Source organism: Pseudomonas sp. J452, from assembly GCF_024666525.1.
Classification (GTDB): domain Bacteria; phylum Pseudomonadota; class Gammaproteobacteria; order Pseudomonadales; family Pseudomonadaceae; genus Aquipseudomonas.
In genome coordinates this window covers 3,036,344-3,052,838 of sequence record NZ_CP088294.1, presented here as the reverse complement: position 1 = coordinate 3,052,838, position 16,495 = coordinate 3,036,344, and the positions used below count along the sequence as shown (strand labels likewise).

Sequence of the window (16,495 nt, the reverse complement as noted above, 5' to 3'; positions counted from 1 at the left end):
TCTGCACGCACCGCTCCCGGATTGCATCCGGGCCATGCGCTGACAACCATGCACAGCCAACCCACGCAACCCGGTATCCGCGTCAGCCTCGCCGAGCTGATCGAGATGCGTCACCGCGTGCGCGAGGTGCAGCTGTTCTCCACTCCGGCCAAGCGCAGCCCGCTGATCGGCCTGCACCACTCCAAGCTGCGCGGGCGTGGCGTCGACTTCGACCAGGTGCGCGTCTACCAGCCCGGCGACGACGTGCGCACCATCGACTGGCGTGTCACCGCACGCACCCAGGAGCCGCACACCAAGCTGTTCCACGAGGAGCGCGAGCGGCCGATCTTCATCATGGTCGAGCAAAGCCGGCGGCTGTTCTTCGGCTCCGGCCTGCAGTTCAAATCGGTACTCGCCGCCCAGGCCGCCAGCCTGTTCGGCTGGGCCGCGCTGACCCACAACGACCGCATCGGCGGCCTGGTGTTCGGCGACCACGAGCACCACGAGATCAAGCCAAGGCGCAGCAAGCAGAGCCTGCTGCAACTGCTCAACCGCCTAGCGCGCGCCAACCAGGCCCTGCATGGCGAAGCGCAGAACGGCCGCGACACCTTCGGCCTGGCCTTGCGCCGCGCCCGCGAGGTACTGCGCCCGGGCAGCCTGGCGATCATCCTGTGCGACGAGCGCACCCTCGGCGATGCCGCCGAGCAGCAACTGACCCTGCTCGCCCGGCACACCGACCTGCTCCTGCTGCCGGTTTCCGATCCGCTCGACCATGCCCTGCCGGCCGCCGGTCTGCTGCGCTTCTTCGAGCACGGCGCGCAGCTCGAACTGGACACCCACAACCCCGACCTGCGCGCCGCCTACCATGCCCTCGGCGAACAACGCCGTGCGCGCTGGCAGCGCCTGGCGCAGAAGCTCGGCGTGCCGCTGCTGCCGCTGTCCACCGCCAGCGACCTGGTCGAGCAACTGCGCGACCACCTGAACAGCCAGCAACGCGGGGGGAAACGCCCGTGAACCCGCTCGACCAGCTGCAACCGACCATCGCCCCGCCGCCCGTGGCCTGGTGGCCGCCGGCACCCGGCTGGTGGCTGCTCGCCGTGTTGCTGCCGCTGCTGCTCTGGGGCCTGTGGGTCCTGCGCCGCTACCTGCCCAAGAAGAAACAAACCAAGCAGGCCGAAATACAGCTCGACCCCTTGCGCCTGGCCGCCCTGGCCGAGCTGGAGCGCCTGAGCAAACCTTACGACGGCGTGCCTGCCGGTCCCTGGCTGCAGCAATTGAATGCCCTGCTCAAGCGCCTGTGCCGCGCCCACTATCCGCAGGATCACAGCCACACCCTGAGCGGCCGCGCCTGGCTGGCCTTCCTCGACAGCCGCTGCCCGGCCGCCGGGCTAACCCGCTACATGGTGCTGGTGGAAGGTGGTTACCGCGCCGGCTGCACCCTGGATGACAAGGCCATCGCCGGCCTCAGCCAGGCCGTCGATACCTGGATTCGCAAGCATGTTTGAGTTCGCCTGGCCCTGGGCCTTTCTCCTCGCCCCGCTGCCCTGGCTGCTGCGCCTGCTGCTGCCGGTGGCGGACAGCGGTGAAGCGGCGCTAAAGATCAGTTTCCTCAGCGAACTGGAAGGCCTCAGCGGCCGCCGCGCCCGTGCCAGCCTGCCGGCCTGGCGCCAGCAAGCGCCGTTCGCCCTGCTCTGGTTGTTGCTGCTGCTCGCCACGGCACGCCCGGAATGGGTCGGCGAGCCGTTGCCCTTGCCGGCCAGCGGCCGCGACCTGCTGCTGGCGGTGGACGTGTCCGGCTCCATGGAACAGCGCGACATGCAGTGGGACGGCGAAGAGGTCTCGCGCCTGGAGCTGGTCAAGCAGCTATTCGGCGACTTTATCGAGGATCGCCAGGGCGATCGCGTCGGCCTGATCCTGTTCGGCAGCCGCGCCTACCTGCAATCGCCGCTGACCTTCGACCGCCACACCGTGCGGGTCTGGCTGGATGAGGCGCTGATCAATATCGCCGGCCCGCAGACCGCCATCGGCGACGCCATCGGCCTGGCGGTCAAGCGCCTGCGCCAGCGCCCGGCCGACAGCCGGGTACTGGTGCTGATCACCGACGGCGCCAACAACGGCGGCGAGATCGAACCGCGTACCGCCGCGCGCCTGGCCGCCGAGGAACGGGTGAAGATCTACACCATCGGTGTCGGTGCCGACCCCGAGCAAAGCGGGATCATGGGCATGCTCGGCCTCAGCCCCGGTATCGACCTGGACGAAGCGACCCTGATCGACATCGCCGAACAGACCGGCGGCAGCTACTTCCGCGCGCGCACCAGCGAGGAATTGCAGGATATCGAGGCCGCCCTCGATCACCTGGAACCGGCTGCCCAGCTGCCGACCCGCGCGCGTCCGGCCCTGGCCCTGTACGGCTGGCCGCTCGGCGCGGCGCTGCTGCTCAGCCTGCTGCTGGTGGCCCATGAACTGTGGCCGCACAGCCTGCAGACCCTCAGCCAGCGCCTGCGGAGAAACCGCTGATGGACTTCGCCGCCCTCTGGCCACACTGGCTGCGCCCCTGGAGCCTGGCTCTTCTGCCCCTGTGCGCCTGGCTGATCTGGCAGCTGTGGCACCGCGAACGGCGCAGCGGGCGCTGGCAACTGCTGCTGCCGGCGCTATTCCAGAGCGCCCTGCTCACTGGCGGGCGCACCCGGCAGAATCGTCTGCCGTGGATCGCCCTCGGCCTGGGCTGGCTGCTGGCCGTGCTGGCCCTGCTCGGCCCCAGCTGGCAGCGCATGGAGCAGGCCAGCCAGAAGCGCGCCGACCCGCTGGTGGTGATGCTCGAACTGACCCCGGCCATGCTCGCCGGCGATGCCGCGCCGGACCGCCTGAGCCAGGCCAAGCGCAAGCTGCTCGACCTGCTGCAGGCGCGCCAGGATGCGCAGACCGCGATTCTGGTGTATGCCGGCAGCGCGCATACCCTGGTGCCGCTGTCCGATGACCTAGCCACGGCCAGCAACCTGCTGGACGCGCTCAAGCCGTCGATCATGCCGGAGCCGGGACGACGCGCCGACCTGGCCATGAGCAAGGCCATCAGCCTGCTCGAACAGGGCGCCCAGGGCCGCGGCCGCCTGTTGCTGATCACCAGTGAACTGAGCCAGGACGAGCGCAGCGGTATTCAGCGCGTGCTGGGCAAGCGCAGCGCGCAGCTGCGCATCCTCGGCATCGGTACGGCGCAGGGCGCGCCGATCCTCGGTGAAGACGGCAGCTTCCTCAAGGATGCTCAGGGCGCGATCCTGCTGCCGCGCCTGGATGCCGCCGGCCTCAAACGCTTCGCCAGCGAACTGGGCGGCCAGTATCGCCAGGCCAGCCTGGATGACCGAGACCTGCGCGGCCTCGGCCTGTTCGACGGCCCGCAGAGCCTGCGCGAAGACGGCGAGCCGACCCAGCTGACCACCTGGGCCGACCAGGGCCACTGGCTGTTGCTGCCGCTGTTGCTGCTGGCCGCCTGTGCCGGGCGCCGTGGCTGGCTGTTCTGCCTGCCGCTGCTGCTGGCCCTGCCGCAACCCAGCTATGCCTTCGAATTCCGCGACCTGTGGCTGCGCCCGGACCAGCAAGGCCAGCGCCTGCTACAAGCGGAGAAACCCAAGGAAGCCGCCGAGCGTTTTGCCGACCCGCAGTGGCAGGGCGAAGCCCTCTATCGCGCCGGCGACTACCCCGCCGCGGCCGAGCGCTTCGCCCAGAGCGACAGCGCCAGCGCCCACTACAACCGCGGCAATGCCCTGGCCAAGAGCAACGAGCTGGAAGCGGCCCTGGACGCCTATGACCAGGCCCTGGAGCAACAGCCGGACCTGCATGCCGCGCAGCAGAACAAGACCCTGGTCGAGCAACTGCTGCAGCAGCAAAAACAGCAACAGCAACAACAGCAGCAATCCGGGCAAGAAGGTGAGCCGCAGGAGCCCGGCAGTGAACAGCCGCAGTCGGGCAGCCCAGGTCAGCAGCAACCCTCCTCCGGCGAACCGCAGTCGCAGCCCGACGGAGAAGACGCTGCCGAGCAGCCGACTGCCGACAACCCCGCCAAGCCGGGCGAGCAACAGAGTGAAGGCCCGGCGGAAAAGCCCGGCGATGACGGCAGCGAAAACCAGTCGCAGGCCGCGCAGGACAGCGCTGCCGCCGAAGCCCAGGCCGGCAGCGGGCAGGCCCTCGGCGACGAGCAGCGCGATGCCCTGGAACAATGGCTGCGGCAGATCCCGGACGAACCCGGCGAGCTGCTGCGACGTAAATTTCTCTATGAACAGCAACAGCGCCAGGAACAGTCTCGATGAGCCGCCTGCTTTGCGTCCTCTTTCTCAGCCTCTTCGCCCTGCAGGCCAGCGCCGCCAGCCTGACCGCCACGGTCGACCGCGCCCGCCTGAGCGAGGGGGAAAGCCTCGACCTGATCCTCGAATCGGATGATGTCACGGTGTTCGGCAAGCCCGACCTGGCGCCCCTTGAGCCACTGTTCGAGGTCATCAGCACGCGCCAGGAAAACCGCCTGGCCACCTTCGATGGCAAGACCCAGGCCACCACCCGCTGGATCGTCACCCTGCTGCCCAAGCAGAGCGGCTATGTGGTGATTCCACCATTGCAGATGGGCGACGCCAGCAGCCAGGCCATCACTCTGCAAATCCTCAAGGCCGACGGCAGCGACAGTGGCGGCAAGCTCGCGCCGATCTTCATCGACTCCAGCCTGGATCAGGAAAGCGTCTACGTGCAGGCCCAGGCGGTACTGACCCTGCGCATCTACCACTCGGTGTCGCTGTATGACGACAGCAGCCTGACCCAGTTGCAGGTCGCCGACGCCCTGGTCGAGCAGCTGGGTGAGCCGCGCACCTACGAAAAGACCATCAATGACGTGCGCCACGGCGTGATCGAAGTGCGCTATGCGATCTTCCCGCAGAAAAGCGGTGAGCTGAGCATCCCCGCGCAGCTGTTCAGCGCCACCCCGGTGGAGCGTTCCGCCGATGGCGACTTCAACCCCTTCGGCCCGCGCCCCGGCCGGCAGACCCGGGTGAAATCGCCGGAAATCCCGCTGACGGTCAAAGCCAAGCCCGCCAGCTATCCCAAGGATGCACCGTGGTTGCCCGCCCGCGCCCTCAGCCTGGCCGAAGCCTGGAGCCCGGAACCGAACAAGGTGCGCGCCGGCGACTCGCTGACACGCAACATCATGCTGCGCGCCGAGGGCCTGTCCAGCGCCCAGTTGCCGCCGCTCCCCCCAGCCAGAGCGACGGCCTGCGCCGCTATCCGGACCAGCCCCTGCTGAACAACGAGAGCGGCGAACGCGGCATGATCGGCAGCCGCGAGGAGCGCGAAGCCCTGGTCGCCAGCCGCAGCGGACGGATCGACCTGGCGCCCGTCGAGGTGGTGTGGTGGAACACCCACGAGGACCGCCTGGAACGCACCAGCCTGCCGGCACGCACCCTGGAAGTCGCCATCAACCCGGCCCTGGAGGTGGATACCCCAGTCGACAGCCCGGCGCCGCTCGGGGTTGGCGAGGTCCCCCTGCTGTGGCCCTGGCAACTGAGCAGCGCCCTGCTCGCCTGTACCACCCTGCTCGGTTTCGGCCTGTGGTGGCGCGCCCGCCGCCAGCCGGCGATCCTGCCGACGGCGCAAACCGGCCCCAGCCCACGCACCCTGCTCGACGACCTCAAGCGCGCCTGCCTAGCCAACGACAGCCAGGCCACCCGCCAGGCCCTGGACGCCTGGGCACGCCAACAACCGGAAACCCTGGCCGATATGGCCGCCCGCTTCGTGCCGCTGTCCGATGCAATGGATGGCCTCAACGGCGCGCTGTACAGCGAGAGCGGCCAGCACTGGCAAGGCGAAAGCCTGTGGAAGGCGATCCGCAGCCTGCCAGCCCTGGAAGCACCGAGCAGCCAACAGGAACCGAGCCCGCTGCCGCCGCTGTACCCCCGCTAACGCCGTAGGAGATTGCCCGCCGTCTTCGACGGAGCGCTGTCGCGCAGCAAACTCTGTAGGAGCCAGCTTGCTGGCGATGCTTTTGACTTGCCAAGATCGCCAGCAAGCTGGCTCCTACAAACACAAGGAAGCACCCCATGACACTCAAGGAAGAACTGGCGGCCTTCTACCGCCGCTGCGGCTTCAGCGGCACCGCCGATCGCCAGGCCTGCACCGTGCCGGTCTACACCGGCTGTATGCTGGTGCCGCTGCCGAATATCGAGACCCGCCACCGCTACCTCAAGTACCACGACCTGCACCACGTCGCGACCGGCTACAGCACCGGGCGTATCGGCGAAGGCGAAGTCAGCGCCTGGGAACTGGGCACCGGCTCGATGCTCAATTCGCCACTGCTCGGCACCATGAACCTGATCGCCCTGTCCACCGGCCTGGTGCTCGAACCCAAACGCATGTGGCGCGCCTTCCGCCGTGGCTGCCGCAGCCGCAACCTCTACCCGCAAGCCATGCGCACGCAGATCGACAGCGAGCACTGGCCCGACCTGCCCGCCCTGCGCCAGGAGCTGCTGGAGAGTCGCCGCGATCCCCTGCCGTCAGCCCTGCGCAGGATCGAATTCGGCGCCTACACAGCCACGGCCATGCTCATTCACGCGCTTATCGCCATCCCCGCCCTCTGCACCCGCGTGGTGACCGATATCGGCCTGGGCTACAGCTTCTTCCAGGTGATCAAGCCAGCCAAACGCAACGACCTGTACTGAGCACAAGGAAAACCGCCGATGAGCAACCTCAACAGCGTGGAACTCAAGACCCTGGTGCCCGCCAAGAACCTGTTCACGATCTTTTGGACTAGAGCCAGACAAGGCAAAAACAGGCGAGGAAGCGGAGTTTACGAGCTGTAAATGAGCATTCCGAGCCTGTTTTTAACGCGGTATGGCCGACGGCCAAGAGATCGTGAACAGGTTCTAAGGACTTCGCCCGCTCCCAGGACGTCTACCAGGCCCTGGGCTTCAGCATGCCCTGGAGCGACGACAACCTGGCCTACCTGCGCCACGGCAACTGCAGCTTCCTGCTGCAGAACTTCTACGTGCGCGAACAGGCGGAAAACTTCGTCATGCACCTGCTGGTGGAGGATGTGGATGCCTGGCACCGCCACCTGAACGAGTCGAGCCTGGCCGAACGCTTTGCCGTGCGCATGGGCGACCTTGTCGATCAACCCTGGGGGATGCGGGAATTCGTACTGTTCGACCCGAGCGGCGTGCTCTGGCATATCGCGCAGAATACTTAGAGGGTGGCCGCTTCTCGATTTATGCAGAGGTTGTCCAGAGGCTCAAAGGGCGACAGTTGAGGGGGGGCAATCGGCCAAAAGCGGCCGGTCTGGAGCACGTTGAATCGACCTAGTAATGCCAATGCAGATTGAAGTCGGCTGCAACAGCAGTACTAAATTTATGCATTTCAGGCATGACTGCTATCTAATTGATGCCATTTATCGATCAATAACCATGGCGTAAGTTGCTACTCAGCGTTTTCAAGTTGAGAGCAAGCCATGACCCAGCACATCACTACTGTTCGTACGCAACGTAAAACGATCAAGGCCACGCTTATGGCCACTATTGTTGGGCTCTCTGCTGCCGAGGTCGGGGCCGCCGATTACCAGCAGAACCCCTTCACCTTGGCCTATGACGGTGCAATTGCGAAGAACGAGCCGGGCAAGGTCAACATCCATCCAGTCACCTACAGGCTCAATGGCCTGGATATTTCTGCCAACGTCTACACCCCGGCGAACTACGACCCTGCGAAGAAATACCCCGCAGTAGTCGTAGCGCACCCTAATGGCGGGGTGAAGGAGCAGGTCGCGGGCCTGTATGCCCAGCGTTTGGCGGAGCAAGGCTATATCACCGTTGCCGCCGATGCGGCTTACCAAGGTGCCAGTGGTGGCCAGCCGCGCAATGTGGACAAGCCTGCGTACCGCATCGAAGACATCCATGGCATGGCGGACTTCCTTACTCAGTATGCCGGCGTCGACCAGCAGCGTTTGGGCCTGCTCGGCCTCTGCGGCGGTGGCGGCTACTCATTGGCCGCCGCTCAGACCGACAAACGCTTTCAGTCGGTCGCGACCTTGAGCATGTTCAACTCAGGCCGGGTTCGCCGTAATGGCTACGTGGATTCGCAACTGGGCACCATCCAGGAGCGTTTGCAGCAGGCATCCAATGCCCGCGCCCAGCAAGCAGCTGGCGGCGAGGTGGTCTATTCAGGGGATGCCAACCTGACCGATGAGCAGATCGCCAAGTTGCCGTTCGCGCTGTATCGGCAGGGCTACGAGTACTACTGGAAGACCCACGCGCATCCCAACTCGACCTTCAAGTACACCACCAGCAGCCTGCTGGACTTGATGCGCTTTGATGCCACCAACCAGATCGAACTGATCCAGCAACCGTTGCTGATGATCGCAGGCAGTGAGGCCGACAGCCTGTACATGACTGAGGATGCCTTCGCCAAGGCTACCGGCACCCAGGACAAAGAGCTGTTCAAGATCGAGGGGGCTACCCATATCGAAACCTACTGGGTGCCGAAGTATGTGGATGCCGCGATGGACAAGCTGACGGCGTTCTTCGGTAGAACTCTTTAGGTAAGGATCAACCATCGTGAACACTACTTTGCTTGGGGTCGCGCTATGCGCTGCGATGCCTTTCGCCAACGCGGCCAGCCAGGCCGGTGAGTCTGTGGCCACCCAGCAGATCAGTCGCGCCGGCACTCAGGTATCGGTGACGGGATCAGCGGACTATTTCACCGGGCGGGTACGCGTCGATCCCTTGTTTCCCGCCAGCAGTGAGATCAATGCATCCGCTGCCTATGTCACCTTCGAGCCTGGCGCACGCTCGGCCTGGCACACCCATCCAGCCGGGCAGCGGCTGGTTGTGGTGTCCGGTATGGGCCTGACCCAGGAATGGGGCAAACCCGTACAGCACATTCACCCTGGAGACGTGGTCATCTGCCCTCCTGGCGTCAAGCACTGGCACGGTGCCGCAGCGACAACAGCAATGACCCACCTGGCGGTGAGTGGCGCAGTGGATGGCAAGAGTGTCGAGTGGCTGGAGCACGTCAGCGATGAGCAATACAGCGCGGTCCACAGCCCCGTGGCATTGCAGGCCAGGCCCGCTGCCTCCGAGACGCTGTCCGCCAGGCAGCAGGCGATCCCGTTGATTGCCGCCGCCATGGCCACGAGCGATATGCCCAGGCTCAGCGCAGCCTTGCATCAAGGGCTGGACGCGGGCCTGAGCATCAGCGAGGCGAAGGAAATCCTCGTACAGCTCTACGCCTACAGCGGCTTTCCGCGCAGCCTAAACGCACTGGGCGAGCTGATGAAGATAGTTGAAGCACGCAAACAGCGCGGCATCAAGGATACAGCCGGGCGCGAACCCAGCCGCGCCATACCCAGCGGCGATGCATTGCTGGCAGTGGGCAAGGCCAACCAGACCCAGATTGCCGGAGCACCCGTTCAGGGCCCGCTGTTCGATTTCGCCCCGGTGATCAATCAGTACCTGCAAGGGCACCTGTTCGGTGCCATCTTCGAACGTGACAATCTGGATTGGCAAAGCCGCGAACTGGCTACCGTCGGAGCACTGGCCGCCACTCCCGGTGTGGAGGCGCAACTGCGTTCGCATATGGCTGCCAGCATCAGGGTTGGTCTGACCGAATCACAGCTGCGCCAACTGATCCAGGTGCTGGCCCAGCACGGCGATGAACAGGCTGCCGAGCGCGCCAGTCAGGCATTGGCGCAAGCGCTGGCGATGACGCCAGCCCCCAAAAGCACTTCGACACCTCAAGGAGAGCAACGTGGACAGTAATCCAACTGATAGCAGCCGGCGCAACCTGCTGATCGGCGCAACGGCGCTAGCCGTGGCCCCACTGATCCCGGGAATGACGGCCAGCGCCAGTGAGGCTGCTGGCCCTGCACAACCGACGAAGACCACTGCCCTGGTCGGTCGGCGCAAGCTCGGCTCCCTGGAAGTTTCGAGTGTGGGCCTGGGCGTGCAGAACATGAGTCGCACCTACCAGACGACGATCCCTAACCGGGCGGAGATGCACAACATCATTCGCACCGCCTTCGACCACGGCGTCACCTTCTATGACGCGGCCGAGGCGTATGGACCCCATGAAGTGGAGCGGATTCTCGGCGAAGGTGTGGCCCCGTTTCGCAATGAGGTGGTGATCGCCACCAAGTTCGGCTGGAACATCGATCAGCAAACCGGTGAGCGTCGCCCAGGGCTGAATAGTCGCCCAGAGCACATCAAGTTAGTCGTTGAGGGCATGCTCAAGCGCCTGCGTACAGACCGTATCGATCTTCTTTACCAGCATCGCGTCGACCCGCAGATACCGATTGAGGACGTGGCGGGTGCGGTCAAAGACTTGATCGCTGAAGGCAAGGTGCTGCACTGGGGCTTATCCGAGATGGGGCTGAAGACATTGCGCCGCGCACATGCCGAACTGCCCGTTAGCGCAGTGCAGAACGAGTATTCGCTGCTGTGGCGAGGCCCGGAAAAGGAAGTGATTCCTCTATGCGAGGAATTGGGCATCGGCTTCGTCCCCTGGAGCCCACTCGGGGTCGGTTTCCTCAGCGGGGCAATCGACGAAAGAACACGTTTTGCCGAGGGTGATATCCGCGGGATCGAAGCCCGATTTGCGCCGGAGAATCGGTCCAATAACCTGAAACTCGTGCGCCTGGTGCAGGCATGGGCCGAACGCAAGGGCGTGACACCCGCCCAGCTCGCGTTGGCCTGGCTGATGGCGCAAAAGAGCTGGATTGTGCCCATCCCAGGCACGACACAGATGGCGCATATGCTCGAAAACAGCGCAGCGGCACAAGTGACCTTCGGCAATCAGGAGCTTGCGCAGCTCAATACGGCCCTAGCGGACATCAGCATCCAGGGTGAACGGCTACCGCCGGTAGTGCTCGCCTATAGCGGGGTCGAAGCCCCAACGCAGTGATGCTTTCGGTTCAGCCCGGATAACGCAGAGCATCGCGCAGCAAGGTAAAAGCCGGTGAGCTCTGCCGCCGGCTTGGGTAATACAGGTGGTAGCCCGAAAAGGGTTCGCACCAGTCCGCCAGCACGCGAATCAGTCGGCCTTCGTCGACATGCGCCTGCACCAGGTCTTCGGCCATGTAGGCCAAACCTAGCCCCTGGAGAGCAGCCTCCAGGCGCATGGCAATGTTGTTGAACACCAGTTGGCCCTCGACACGCACTTTCAGTTCTTCTCCTTGCTTTTCGAACTCCCAAGGGAAGATGCCGCCGTAGGTGGGCATGCGGATGTTGATGCAATTGTGCTGCATCAGGTCGCGCGGAATTATTGGTTGCGGATGCCTCGCGAAATACGCCGGGGAACCGACCACCGCCATGCGCATATCGGGGCCAATGCGCATCGCGATCATGTCCTTGGCCACTTGCTGACCCAGACGTACGCCGGCGTCGTAGCCTTCCGCCACGATATCGGTCAGGCCGTAGTCGACGATGACCTCGATGCTCAGATCCGGATTATCCGGTAGCAGTGTTGCCAGTACGGGTTGCAGGATAGTGATCGCCGCATGCTCGCCAGCCGTGATGCGCAGCTTGCCTGCCGGCTTGTCACGAAACTCGCTGAGCAACCCCAGCTCGTTATTGATTTCTTCGAACCTGGGTGCGACCACCCGCAGCAGATGTTCTCCCGCCTCCGTGGGGGCAACGCTGCGAGTGGTGCGCGCGAGTAGCCTGACGCCGAGGCGCTCTTCCAGCTGACGCATGGCCCGACTCAGGGCCGGCTGCGACATGCCAAGCTTGGCAGCGGCGCGCGTAAAGCTGCGCTCCTGCGCCACGGCCGCGAAGATCGCGAGCTGGTCGTAGCTTTCAGTGGTCATTTATGCGCGCCCGTTATGAACTAGCTGCGATTATGCCACTCGGCCAGCTCCAACTGCTTGGTTCCACATTGCCCCAATAGACAACGGTTTCTGTGAGTGTGGGGGGGAATTCAGTAATGTGCGGTGGCAGAACACACCTTACCCAACAGTGACCGCTATCGGCGTGACCTGGCTCTCTGGCTTCGACTTCGAGATCAAGGTGATCGCCAGGCTGCCGCAGTAGCCCGCGACGGGCAGGAGAGGTGTTCAGATGACTGGGTTACGCCTGTGGCTAACCCAGCCTACGTGAGGGGATGCGAGTCGGAACAGGGAGCGCCTATTCCGGCTGCGGGCCGATGGGGAAGAACTCGCCGTTGCTCCAGACGCCCAGCCAGGTCTGCCCGTCGATCTGGCGTGGCACGGCCAGCTCGACCAGCTGATAGAACACGTTGCGGTGCACCAGCGCTTCCAGATTGCTGCGCACATGCAGGTAAGGCGCCGGCTCCTCGGTCAGCGGGTCCAGTTCGACCCGCAGCGGGTGCTCGACACCGGCCTCGATCTCGTCGTCGACATTGCTGGTGAAGCGCAGCACCTGCTGCTCACCCTCGCCTTCGACCTGCAGGGTCACGGCCACGAACGGCGCGTCGTCGACCTTGATGCCGACCTTCTCCACCGGGGTGATCAGGAAGTAGTCGTCGCCGTCGCGGCGGATGATGGTGGAGAACAGCTTGACCATCGGCTTGCGGCCGATCGGCGTGCCCAGGTAGAACCAGGTGCCGTCGCGGGCGATGCGCATGTCGATATCGCCACAGAAATCCGGATTCCACAGGTGCACCGGCGGCAGGCTCTTGCCTTCGCCCTTGGGAATCTGCGCCAGCAGGTCGCCGGCTTTGCCCGGATCACTCATCACGTACTCCTCATCGCCCCGCTCAGCGGCAGCGTTTATTGCTCGCTCACACCGAGCAGGCTACGAGCATAACGCTCGAAAGGCTGCCGCAGCATATCTTCGGGCTTATTGTCATAGAACGTCAGGAAACCGCCACGATTGCGGATACTGGCGGTATCCACCAGGTAGCGGGTATTGGTCTCGATCAGCATCAGCTGGATCACGCCGCTATCGATCCCCAGGCGATCCAGGGCTTCCTGATCCTCCCACTCCACCACGGTGCCGATACGGTCGTCGGCGCCGGCAAAGCGGGTGTACAGCAGATAATGGGCGCCGCTGCTGCGGGCCTCGTTCATCGCCTCTTCCAGGCCCTGCGGTTTTGGGGAGCGGCGCACCAGCGGGAAGTATTCGACGAAGGCTTTGAAGGCTTCCTCGGCCACCACATTGGGCCGTGGATAGGCGCTGCCAGGCGGCACGAAATGGCTCTGGGCGATGAACACGAACGAATCGGCCTGCAGACGCCAGGTGTTGGCGCGACGGGTGTCGCTGTGTTCCAGCACCCCGGCATCGCGCAGGTGGTACTCGGTACCGGCGGCCATATCACTGACCTTCATGCAGCCGGTAAGGCCGAACAGGGCCAGCAGCAGAATCAAGCTACGCATCGCAAATCCTCCCGAGCCGGTGACGGAAAACCGGCGGATAGACGACCACTGCAGCTTCCGCGCCAAGCTCAGCAGCCAATCCCTCACAAGCCGCGCTGCCACTCCTGGCGCAACCGCGCTTGTTGAGGTTGCTCGATGGCCTGACGCACCTGGGCCAACAGGCGGGCCTTGTCGGCGCCCAGATTGCCCTTGAGTACCAGGTAATTGGAGGCGTGGTCGCTGCGGAATACCGTGTCACGCAGCTCCAGCCCTTGCAGCAGGCGCTCGACCTCGACGAACAGCTCATGCTGGCCGAGCGGCTGGAAGTCGGCAAAGCCTTCGCGAAAACGTGCCTCGCCGGTGGGAAAGCTGACCACCAGGGTCGAGAGAAACTCTGGCTGGGCCGCGTTCATCAGGCGCGCCGAATTGTCAGCATGCTGGGCGCTGAGCACGGTGCCACCCAGGCCATTGAGGATCATCACCGAGCGGGTGATGCCCGCCTCGCCGAGCTTTTCCAGGGCACTCAGGCTGGACTCGTAGGTCTCGCCCTTGTTGACCCGCGCCAGCACCTCATCGTCGCCGGACTCGCAACCGACATAGGCCATCTTCAACCCGGCGTCGGCCAGCTCCTTGAGCTCGCTCACCGACTTCTTGCGCAGGTTGCGCGGCAGGCAGTAGCTGGAAACCCGCGTCACCTCGGGCATGTGTTCGCGGATGGCGGTGAGGATACTCAGCAGGCGCCGCGTCGGCAGCACCAGGGCATCGCCATCGGCGAGGAACACACGCTGGACGATCAGTTGCCGGCCGCTACGGCGGATCTCTTCGAGCACCTCGGCTTCGTCGCGGGCGCGGAATTTCTTCTGCGGCTGGGTATACATCTCGCAGAAGGTGCAATGGTTCCACGAGCAGCCGTTGGTCACCGGCAGGATCAGCGAGTGGGCTTCACTCGGTGGGCGGAATACCGGTTCGATATAGGCGATGGGGAATTCGGCAGACATTTTTGAGATACACAAATAATTGATGATCTCGCGAGCTAGAGCGAGACAAGGACCTACGTTAGTAACAGCCTTCGGCTGGTCAAAGATGCCGAGAGAGCGGAGTTTACACAATGTAAATGAGCAGCCCGAGGCTAATGCCATTCACTTAAGCGCTTTGCTCCCCTCTCCCGTTTACGGGAGAGGGGCCGGGGGAGAGGGTTGGGCAGGCCACTTGTAGTGGTCGAGTTCGCCCCTCTCCCTAACCCTCTCCCACAAGTGGGAGAGGGGACTGTCCGCGTTGGCAGAAAGTCATTATCCCGTTGCATGGCCGCTGCATTGGCCGCCAAGAATAACGCCGCGATCCGGACGGATATCGCGGCGTTTTCTTAAGTGAACGGCATTTGCATCCCGAGGCAGCTTTTAACGCAGTATCGCCGACGCGCAGCAGATCATCAGCCGCCGATAATTTTCATCACGGTAACACCGCCCGCAAAGGCAATGTCCTGTTTGTCGCCCAGCGCCCGCACCAGCAGCCGCTGCAGAGCCGGCAAGGCCTGGTGACGCGGCTTGTCGAGCAGGTCACCGACATAGTGGCGGTTGCTCGACGACAGGCAACCATGCAGCCAGCCGGTGGACGACAGGCGCAGCCGCGAGCAGGTGCGGCAGAACGGCACGCTTTCGTTGGCGATGACGCCGAAGTAGCCCTGACCGGGAATCTGGTAGCGCAAGGCGGTGGCATCCAGCGGCGCATCGGCCTGGACGAACTCATGGTGCTCGCCGATGCGCAGCAGCAACTCGTCCATGCCATAGAACTGCTGCAGGAACGCATTGCCATCCCGGGCCAGATGGCCCATGCGCATCAGTTCGATGAAGCGCAGCTCGAAGCCGCGTTCCAGGCAGTAGTCGAGCATCGGCAAGACCTGCTCATGGTTCTGCCCGCGCAGCGGCACCATGTTGATCTTGATCTGCATGCCCGCCGCGCGCGCCTCTTCCAGCCCCTGCAGCACAGTGGCCAGGTCGCCGCCCCGGGCAATGCGCTTGAACGCATCGGGGTCGAGGGTATCCAGGGAGATATTCAGCCGACGCATGCCGCTTTCCAGCAGCAGCGGCAGCTTGCGACTGAGCAACTGGCCATTGCTGGTCAGGCTGATATCGCTGAGGCCGAGTTGGCTGACTTCACGCAGGAACGGGTCGAGCTTGGGACTGACCAGCGGCTCGCCACCGGTGATGCGCAGGCGCTCGATACCGGCGGCTTCGATCAGGTAGGCGACACCGCGCACCATGGCCTCGGCGGACAACTCGTCCTGGGCGGCGACCAGACGCTTGCCGTCCGGCACGCAGTAGGTGCAGGCATAGTTGCAGGCAGCGGTCAGGCTGATGCGCAGATTGCGAAAGCGTCTGCCCTGGCGGTCAACGATCATGGGCAACTCCGACTGGGTATAAGCCGGAGTATATGCCCGCCGCCGACTGCGCAAAGTGCATCATTGGCAGGCTGAATATCACGTCAGGCAGCCGGGGTGTCGCCGTCGCGCTTGCGCTTGTTGCCCATGCGCACGCCGATGTCCATGAGGAACTGGAAGAAACCGTCCTGGTCTTCCAGCACGTTGCTCCAGAACGGCGAGTGGTACAGCGCCACGGCGCCGTGTACCAGGGCCCAGGCCGCGCAGTAGTGGAAGTACGGCGGTACGTCTTCCAGCTTGCCTTCGGCGATGCGGCCCTTGATCAGCAAGGTCAGACGCTCGAAGTTGGAGGCACGGATCTTGTGCAGCTGCTCGACCATCTCCGGTACCTGATTGCCCTTGACCACCTTCTCTTCCAGGCGGTCGAACAGACGGTAGCGTTGCGGGTCACGCATGCGGAACTCGAAGTAGGCACGCGACAGGGCTTCCTTATCGCGGTCGACATCGGCCGAGTGCAGCAGCTCGTTGAGATCGCGCTCGTAGTCGAGCATCAGGCGCAGGTAGACCTCCGCCTTCGACTTGAAGTGCTTGTAGATGGTGCCTTTGCCGATGCCCACCGCGTCGGCGATCATCTCAACGGTTACGCTGTCTTCACCCTGCTCGAGGAAGAGCTTCAGCGCGGTATCGAGAATTTCCTGTTCGCGACGGCGGAATTCACGGACTTTGCGAGGTTCTTTGTTCATAAAGTGACTACAGGATGAAAAATCAGGGCGCGTTATTATGCCTGTTCAGCGCCAAATTGCACGGATCAT

The 16,495-nt window shown here is 64.1% G+C and carries 15 protein-coding genes and 3 pseudogenes; 12 read left to right on the top strand and 6 right to left on the bottom strand.

Annotated elements, in window-relative coordinates; all coding sequences use genetic code 11:
- Positions 1–48: 48 nt before the first annotated feature.
- The 11 genes and pseudogenes from LRS11_RS13845 (at position 49) to LRS11_RS13795 (ending at position 10,896) form a co-directional block, all read left to right on the top strand.
- Complete coding sequence (locus tag LRS11_RS13845; protein WP_260493537.1) at positions 49–993, top strand: DUF58 domain-containing protein; 945 nt, start codon at positions 49–51, stop codon at positions 991–993.
- The gene (locus tag LRS11_RS13840) at positions 990–1,484 is read left to right on the top strand and encodes a DUF4381 domain-containing protein (protein WP_260493536.1); all 495 of its coding nucleotides are present in this window, start codon (positions 990–992) and stop codon (positions 1,482–1,484) included. The genes LRS11_RS13845 and LRS11_RS13840 overlap by 4 nt, the downstream gene beginning before the upstream one ends.
- A complete protein-coding gene (locus LRS11_RS13835) occupies positions 1,477–2,496 on the top strand; it encodes a vWA domain-containing protein (protein WP_260493535.1) in 1,020 nt (339 codons plus the stop codon). Before LRS11_RS13840 ends, LRS11_RS13835 begins: the two co-directional genes overlap by 8 nt.
- Positions 2,496–4,280, top strand: coding sequence for a VWA domain-containing protein (locus LRS11_RS13830; RefSeq protein ID WP_260493534.1), 1,785 nt, complete (start codon positions 2,496–2,498; stop codon positions 4,278–4,280). Before LRS11_RS13835 ends, LRS11_RS13830 begins: the two co-directional genes overlap by 1 nt.
- Positions 4,277–5,913, top strand: a pseudogene (locus LRS11_RS13825) (BatD family protein). Before LRS11_RS13830 ends, LRS11_RS13825 begins: the two are co-directional and overlap by 4 nt.
- A gap of 137 nt (positions 5,914–6,050) precedes the next feature.
- On the top strand, positions 6,051–6,668 hold the full coding sequence (locus LRS11_RS13820) for a hypothetical protein (protein ID WP_260493533.1): 618 nt from the start codon (positions 6,051–6,053) through the stop codon (positions 6,666–6,668).
- Between the two features lie 18 nt (positions 6,669–6,686).
- Positions 6,687–6,809, top strand: coding sequence for a hypothetical protein (locus LRS11_RS13815; protein WP_260493532.1), 123 nt, complete (start codon positions 6,687–6,689; stop codon positions 6,807–6,809).
- 77 nt (positions 6,810–6,886) lie between these two features.
- Positions 6,887–7,195 (top strand): annotated as a pseudogene (locus tag LRS11_RS13810) (VOC family protein); the annotation flags it as partial.
- A 258-nt stretch (positions 7,196–7,453) separates the two neighbouring features.
- Positions 7,454–8,536 (top strand): alpha/beta hydrolase, encoded by a 1,083-nt coding sequence (locus LRS11_RS13805; RefSeq protein ID WP_260493531.1) that lies wholly within the window; start codon positions 7,454–7,456, stop codon positions 8,534–8,536.
- Positions 8,537–8,552: 16 nt separating this feature from the next.
- Complete coding sequence (locus LRS11_RS13800; protein ID WP_260493530.1) at positions 8,553–9,755, top strand: carboxymuconolactone decarboxylase family protein; 1,203 nt, start codon at positions 8,553–8,555, stop codon at positions 9,753–9,755.
- A complete protein-coding gene (locus LRS11_RS13795; RefSeq protein ID WP_409519732.1) occupies positions 9,745–10,896 on the top strand; it encodes an aldo/keto reductase in 1,152 nt (383 codons plus the stop codon). The genes LRS11_RS13800 and LRS11_RS13795 overlap by 11 nt, the downstream gene beginning before the upstream one ends.
- A 10-nt stretch (positions 10,897–10,906) precedes the next feature.
- Here the strand turns inward: LRS11_RS13795 and LRS11_RS13790 are convergent, their stop codons facing one another.
- Positions 10,907–11,800 (bottom strand): LysR family transcriptional regulator, encoded by an 894-nt coding sequence (locus LRS11_RS13790; protein WP_260493529.1) that lies wholly within the window; start codon positions 11,798–11,800, stop codon positions 10,907–10,909.
- A 124-nt stretch (positions 11,801–11,924) separates the two neighbouring features.
- Between LRS11_RS13790 and LRS11_RS13785 the strand changes: the two are divergent.
- Positions 11,925–12,023 (top strand): annotated as a pseudogene (locus tag LRS11_RS13785) (RidA family protein); the annotation flags it as partial.
- A 93-nt stretch (positions 12,024–12,116) separates the two neighbouring features.
- On the opposite strand, the gene LRS11_RS13780 reads toward LRS11_RS13785, so the two are convergent.
- The 5 genes from LRS11_RS13780 to LRS11_RS13760 all read right to left on the bottom strand — a co-directional run bounded on the left by LRS11_RS13780 (position 12,117) and on the right by LRS11_RS13760 (position 16,426).
- Positions 12,117–12,686: a DUF1285 domain-containing protein gene (locus tag LRS11_RS13780; protein ID WP_260493528.1), complete on the bottom strand. Its 570-nt coding sequence runs from the start codon at positions 12,684–12,686 to the stop codon at positions 12,117–12,119.
- A 35-nt stretch (positions 12,687–12,721) separates the two neighbouring features.
- Positions 12,722–13,327 carry a DUF4823 domain-containing protein gene (locus LRS11_RS13775; RefSeq protein ID WP_260493527.1) on the bottom strand — a complete coding sequence of 202 codons (606 nt, stop codon included), beginning with the start codon at positions 13,325–13,327 and terminating at the stop codon, positions 12,722–12,724.
- An 83-nt stretch (positions 13,328–13,410) separates the two neighbouring features.
- Positions 13,411–14,304 carry a radical SAM protein gene (locus tag LRS11_RS13770; RefSeq protein WP_260493526.1) on the bottom strand — a complete coding sequence of 298 codons (894 nt, stop codon included), beginning with the start codon at positions 14,302–14,304 and terminating at the stop codon, positions 13,411–13,413.
- A gap of 431 nt (positions 14,305–14,735) precedes the next feature.
- Positions 14,736–15,704, bottom strand: a complete 969-nt coding sequence (locus LRS11_RS13765; RefSeq protein ID WP_260493525.1) for a GTP 3',8-cyclase MoaA — start codon at positions 15,702–15,704, stop codon at positions 14,736–14,738.
- Between the two features lie 83 nt (positions 15,705–15,787).
- Positions 15,788–16,426 carry a TetR/AcrR family transcriptional regulator gene (locus LRS11_RS13760; RefSeq protein ID WP_260493524.1) on the bottom strand — a complete coding sequence of 213 codons (639 nt, stop codon included), beginning with the start codon at positions 16,424–16,426 and terminating at the stop codon, positions 15,788–15,790.
- Positions 16,427–16,495 lie beyond the last annotated feature (69 nt).

Coding starts and splice junctions, on each gene's coding strand:
- LRS11_RS13845 (WP_260493537.1), top strand. CDS start 49: ATGCACAGCCAACCCACGCAACCCGGTATCCGCGTCAGCCTCGCCGAG.
- LRS11_RS13835 (WP_260493535.1), top strand. CDS start 1,477: ATGTTTGAGTTCGCCTGGCCCTGGGCCTTTCTCCTCGCCCCGCTGCCC.
- LRS11_RS13830 (WP_260493534.1), top strand. CDS start 2,496: ATGGACTTCGCCGCCCTCTGGCCACACTGGCTGCGCCCCTGGAGCCTG.
- LRS11_RS13820 (WP_260493533.1), top strand. CDS start 6,051: ATGACACTCAAGGAAGAACTGGCGGCCTTCTACCGCCGCTGCGGCTTC.
- LRS11_RS13815 (WP_260493532.1), top strand. CDS start 6,687: ATGAGCAACCTCAACAGCGTGGAACTCAAGACCCTGGTGCCCGCCAAG.
- LRS11_RS13805 (WP_260493531.1), top strand. CDS start 7,454: ATGACCCAGCACATCACTACTGTTCGTACGCAACGTAAAACGATCAAG.
- LRS11_RS13790 (WP_260493529.1), bottom strand. CDS start 11,800: ATGACCACTGAAAGCTACGACCAGCTCGCGATCTTCGCGGCCGTGGCG.
- LRS11_RS13780 (WP_260493528.1), bottom strand. CDS start 12,686: ATGAGTGATCCGGGCAAAGCCGGCGACCTGCTGGCGCAGATTCCCAAG.
- LRS11_RS13775 (WP_260493527.1), bottom strand. CDS start 13,327: ATGCGTAGCTTGATTCTGCTGCTGGCCCTGTTCGGCCTTACCGGCTGC.
- LRS11_RS13770 (WP_260493526.1), bottom strand. CDS start 14,304: ATGTCTGCCGAATTCCCCATCGCCTATATCGAACCGGTATTCCGCCCA.
- LRS11_RS13765 (WP_260493525.1), bottom strand. CDS start 15,704: ATGATCGTTGACCGCCAGGGCAGACGCTTTCGCAATCTGCGCATCAGC.
- LRS11_RS13760 (WP_260493524.1), bottom strand. CDS start 16,426: ATGAACAAAGAACCTCGCAAAGTCCGTGAATTCCGCCGTCGCGAACAG.